The sequence below is a fragment of the Herbaspirillum lusitanum P6-12 genome (assembly GCF_000256565.1).
GTDB classification, from domain to species: Bacteria; Pseudomonadota; Gammaproteobacteria; order Burkholderiales; family Burkholderiaceae_D; genus Herbaspirillum; species Herbaspirillum lusitanum.
Window position 1 is genome coordinate 1 of record NZ_AJHH01000384.1, and the last position, 4,929, is coordinate 4,929.

Here is a 4,929-nt window from a genome sequence, read left to right on the forward strand (position 1 = left end):
AACGGCGCCGGCAAGACGACGTGCTTCAACCTGCTGACCAAATTCCTGGTGCCGACCTCGGGCCAGATCCTGTTCAACGGTCGCGACATCACGATGGAAGCACCGGCGCAGATTGCGCGCCAGGGCATCATCCGTTCGTTCCAGATTTCGGCGGTGTTTCCGCACCTGAGCGTGATGGAGAACGTGCGCATCGGTTTGCAGCGCACGCTCGGCACGTCCTTCCATTTCTGGAAGAGCAGCGACAGCCTCAAGCAACTCAACGACCGCGCCATGGCCTTGCTCGACGAAGTCGACCTGACCAGTTTCGCCGATACGCTGACGGTGGATTTGCCGTATGGGCGCAAGCGCGCATTGGAAATCGCCACGACGCTGGCGATGGAACCCGAACTGATGCTGCTCGATGAACCGACCCAGGGCATGGGCCACGAAGACGTCGATCGCGTGACCGCGCTGATCAAGAAGGTCTCGGTCGGCCGCACCATCCTGATGGTGGAACACAACATGAACGTCATCGCCGGCATCTGCGACCGCATCAGCGTGCTGCAACGCGGCGCCGTGCTGGCCGAAGGCACGTATGACCAGGTATCGAAGAATCCGCAGGTGATGGAAGCCTACATGGGCACCACTGCCGGCGCGCTGGAAGGAGCACACTGATGACGATCGTGACAAGTGCGGCGACATTGCAACAAGGCGGTATCGCATCCGCAACCGGCGGCACTCCGGCGCTGGAGATTTCCGACCTGCAATCCTGGTACGGCGAATCCCACATCCTGCACAACGTCAACCTGTCGGTGAACAAGGGCGAAGTGGTCACGCTGCTGGGCCGCAACGGTGCCGGTCGCACCACCACCTTGCGTTCCATCATGGGGCTGGTCGGTGCACGCAAGGGCTCGATCAGGATCAACGGCAATGAAACCGTCGCCATGCCGACCTACAAGATCGCGCATCAGGGTGTCGGTTATTGCCCGGAAGAGCGCGGCATCTTTTCGTCGCTGTCGGCGGAAGAGAACCTGATGCTGCCGCCGTTCGTGTCGAAGACCGACAAGGGCATGTCGATCGACGAGATCTACGACATGTTCCCGAATCTGAAGGAACGCCGCAACAGCCAGGGCACGCGTTTGTCCGGCGGTGAACAGCAGATGCTGGCGGTGGCGCGCATCCTGCGCACGGGCGCCCGCCTGTTGCTGCTCGACGAGATTTCCGAAGGCCTGGCGCCGGTGATCGTGCAGGCGCTGGCGCGCATGATCCTCATGCTCAAGGCCAAGGGTTACACGATTGTGATGGTGGAACAGAACTTCCGCTTTGCTGCACCGCTGGCGGATCGTTTCTATGTGATGGAACACGGCCAGATCGTCGAGTCGTTCGCTTCGTCGGAACTCGAATCGAAGACGCAGAAGCTCAATGAGCTGCTGGGTGTATAAGCACATAAGCGCATAAGCGAAGTTTCGCTATTCAAGCGGTTCAAGCAGTCGCATCATTATTCTGAATTAACAAAGCAGTCATAAAAAGAATGCACCATGGTGCGACGAACGGTCGCGTGATCATTCACGCACCCGTTCGCAAAAATCGGGCAGGACGCACTTACTACTGAGCGGGCATCACAAACGTTACAGCATCACTAGCGTTATAACAAAAGGAGATGGAAATGAAGTTAAAGGCAATGTCACTCGCCGTGTCTACCGCGGCAGCAGCGTTCGCATTCGCGGCACCGGCTTCGGCGCAAATTTCCGGAGACGTGATCAAGATCGGTTTCATCACCGACATCTCCGGCGTCTATTCGGACATCGACGGCCAGGGCGGTGCGGAAGCGATCAAGTTCGCGATCGCCGACATGGGCGGCTCGATCAACGGCAAGAAAATCGAACTGGTTGTCGCCGATCACCAGAACAAGGCTGACGTCGCCGCCAGCAAGTCGCGCGAATGGTTCGACCAGCAGGGCGTTGACGTCCTGATCGGCGGCACCAACTCCGGCACTGCGCTGGCAATGGCGAAAGTCGCCAACGAAAAGAAAAAGGTCTTCATCGAAAACGGCGCCGGCTCGGCCCGCCTGACCAATGAAGAATGCTCGCCGTACACCGTCCACTACGCCTACGACACCGTCGCGCTGGCCAAGGGCACCGGTTCGGCGGTCGTGAAGCAGGGCGGCAAGAGCTGGTTCTTCCTGACCGCCGACTACGCGTTCGGTCACTCGCTGGAAAGCGACACCAGCAACGTCGTCAAGGCATCGGGCGGCACGGTCGTAGGTTCGGTCAAGCATCCGCTGGGTGCATCCGACTTCTCGTCCTTCCTGCTGCAAGCACAAACTTCCAAGGCGCAGATCATCGGCCTGGCCAACGCCGGCGGCGACTTCATCAATTCGGTGAAGGCTGCCAACGAGTTCGGCATCACCAAGACCGCCAAGCTGGCCGGCCTGCTGGTGTTCATCAACGACGTGCACTCGCTGACGCCGAAGCTGACCCAGGGCATGTACCTGACCGACAGCTGGTACTGGGACACCAACGAAGAGACCCGCAAGTTCGCCAAGCGCTACTTCGAAAAGCAAAAGAAGATGCCGTCGAGCCTGCAAGCCGCCGACTACTCCGCCGCGCTGCAATACCTGCAAGCGGTGAAGGCTGCCGGTACGGATGATTCGGACAAGGTCATGGCGCAACTGCGCAAGACCAAGTTCAACGACGTCTTCCAGAAGAACGGCTACCTGCGCGCCGATGGCCGCGTGGTCCATGACATGTATCTGTACCAGGTCAAGACACCGGCCGAGTCCAAGTACCCATGGGACTACTACAAGCTGGTCCAGACCATCCCTGCGGAACAAGCCTGGACTACCAAGGCTGAATCCAAGTGCTCGGCCTGGAAATAATCCGCCGGTAATCGACGGGCAATCAACGCACCAAAAGGATCTGTCATTTCTGATTTCTGTTGAAGAATCGGGGATGACAGATTTTTCTTGTTGTATTTGATAAACCGGAAACGCGCGCTTCGCCGCACGGCATCCGGTCAATCGGAATGAATGAGTTTCTATGGAATTATTCGGCATACCCCTGCAAGCCTTGTTGAGCCAGCTGCTGCTGGGTCTCGTGAACGGCTCGTTCTACGCCGACAGCTGGTACTGGGACACCAACGAAGAGACCCGCAAGTTCGCCAAGCGCTACTTCGAAAAGCAAAAGAAGATGCCGTCGAGCCTGCAAGCCGCCGACTACTCCGCCGCGCTGCAATACCTGCAAGCGGTGAAGGCTGCCGGTACGGATGATTCGGACAAGGTCATGGCGCAACTGCGCAAGACCAAGTTCAACGACGTCTTCCAGAAGAACGGCTACCTGCGCGCCGATGGCCGCGTGGTCCATGACATGTATCTGTACCAGGTCAAGACACCGGCCGAGTCCAAGTACCCATGGGACTACTACAAGCTGGTCCAGACCATCCCTGCGGAACAAGCCTGGACTACCAAGGCTGAATCCAAGTGCTCGGCCTGGAAATAATCCGCCGGTAATCGACGGGCAATCAACGCACCAAAAGGATCTGTCATTTCTGATTTCTGTTGAAGAATCGGGGATGACAGATTTTTCTTGTTGTATTTGATAAACCGGAAACGCGCGCTTCGCCGCACGGCATCCGGTCAATCGGAATGAATGAGTTTCTATGGAATTATTCGGCATACCCCTGCAAGCCTTGTTGAGCCAGCTGCTGTTGGGCCTCGTGAACGGTTCGTTCTACGCGATGCTGTCGCTGGGACTGGCGGTCATCTTCGGCCTGCTCAACGTGATCAACTTTGCACACGGCACCCTTTACATGCTCGGCGCGTTCGCGGCATGGATAGGCTTGAGCTATTTCAATATCAATTACTGGGTGATGCTGATTCTGGCGCCGCTCATCGTCGGCGCATTCGGCATCGTGATCGAAAAGACCATGCTGCGCTGGCTCTACAAGCTCGATCACCTTTACGGTCTGCTGCTGACCTTCGGCATCACGCTGATGGTGGAAGGCATCTTCCGTTCGATCTACGGCGTCTCCGGTCAACCTTACTCTGTGCCTGACGCACTGCAGGGTGCCACCAACCTGGGCTTCATGGTCTTGCCGAATTACCGCGCCTGGGTCGTACTGGCGTCGGTGGTGGTGTGTTTCTCGACCTGGTTCGTGATCGAAAAGACCCGTCTGGGCGCTTACCTGCGCGCCGGCACCGAGAACCCGAAACTGGTGGAAGCCTTCGGCATCAACGTGCCGCTGATGGTCACCCTGACCTACGGCTTCGGCGTGGCGCTGGCGGCATTCGCCGGCGTGCTGGCGGCGCCGGTGATCCAGGTGTCGCCGCTGATGGGCTCGAACCTGATCATCGTGGTGTTCGCGGTGGTGGTGATCGGCGGCATGGGTTCCATCCTCGGCTCCATCGTCACCGGCCTAGGCCTGGGCGTGATCGAAGGCCTGACGCGGGTGTTCTATCCCGAGATTTCCGCGACCGTGGTGTTCATCATCATGGCCATCGTACTGATGATTCGTCCTGCCGGCCTGTTCGGCAAGGAAAAGTGAGATGCGTGAGATGCATATGACGAACAAGAAAATCGCCTACGGAATTTTCCTGCTGGCTGCGCTGGCGGCGCCCTTCGGTTTCTACCCGGTGTTCCTGATGAAGATCCTGTGCTTCGCCCTGTTTGCGAGCGCCTTCAACCTGCTGATCGGATACACCGGCCTGCTGTCGTTCGGCCATGCAGCCTTCTTCGGCTGGTCCGGTTACGTCGCCGGACATGCGATCAAGGTATGGGGCCTGCCGACTGAAGCCGGCCTGGTGCTGGGGACGGTGGTCGGCGCGTTGGTCGGCCTGGTGATGGGGCTGCTGGCGATCCGTCGCCAGGGCATCTACTTCACCATGGTGACGCTGGCGTTGGCGCAGATGCTGTACTTCGTCTGCCTGCAGGCGCCGTTCACCGGCGGCGAAGA

General features: G+C 58.7%; 5 protein-coding genes and 1 pseudogene. All 6 read left to right on the top strand.

Translation table 11 applies throughout. The features are described 5' to 3' along the window. The coding region (locus tag HLUSI_RS0112135; RefSeq protein ID WP_016834229.1) for an ABC transporter ATP-binding protein at positions 1-654 on the top strand (654 nt) is incomplete at its 5' end. Further along, the gene (locus tag HLUSI_RS0112140) at positions 654-1,421 is read left to right on the top strand and encodes an ABC transporter ATP-binding protein (protein WP_016834230.1); all 768 of its coding nucleotides are present in this window, start codon (positions 654-656) and stop codon (positions 1,419-1,421) included. The genes HLUSI_RS0112135 and HLUSI_RS0112140, both read left to right, overlap by 1 nt. A 224-nt stretch (positions 1,422-1,645) precedes the next feature. Next, the gene (locus HLUSI_RS0112145) at positions 1,646-2,857 is read left to right on the top strand and encodes an ABC transporter substrate-binding protein (protein ID WP_029363440.1); all 1,212 of its coding nucleotides are present in this window, start codon (positions 1,646-1,648) and stop codon (positions 2,855-2,857) included. Between the two features lie 169 nt (positions 2,858-3,026). Further along, a pseudogene (locus HLUSI_RS0112150) lies at positions 3,027-3,476 on the top strand (ABC transporter substrate-binding protein); the annotation flags it as partial. Between the two features lie 160 nt (positions 3,477-3,636). Next, positions 3,637-4,521: a branched-chain amino acid ABC transporter permease gene (locus HLUSI_RS0112155; RefSeq protein ID WP_016834233.1), complete on the top strand. Its 885-nt coding sequence runs from the start codon at positions 3,637-3,639 to the stop codon at positions 4,519-4,521. A gap of 16 nt (positions 4,522-4,537) precedes the next feature. After that, a partial coding sequence (locus HLUSI_RS0112160) for a branched-chain amino acid ABC transporter permease (protein ID WP_414086754.1) occupies positions 4,538-4,929 on the top strand: 392 nt, incomplete at its 3' end.

Bases quoted from the DNA above. Each gene is read 5' to 3' on its own strand.
- HLUSI_RS0112140 (WP_016834230.1), top strand. From the start codon at position 654: ATGACGATCGTGACAAGTGCGGCGACATTGCAACAAGGCGGTATCGCA.
- HLUSI_RS0112145 (WP_029363440.1), top strand. From the start codon at position 1,646: ATGAAGTTAAAGGCAATGTCACTCGCCGTGTCTACCGCGGCAGCAGCG.
- HLUSI_RS0112155 (WP_016834233.1), top strand. From the start codon at position 3,637: ATGGAATTATTCGGCATACCCCTGCAAGCCTTGTTGAGCCAGCTGCTG.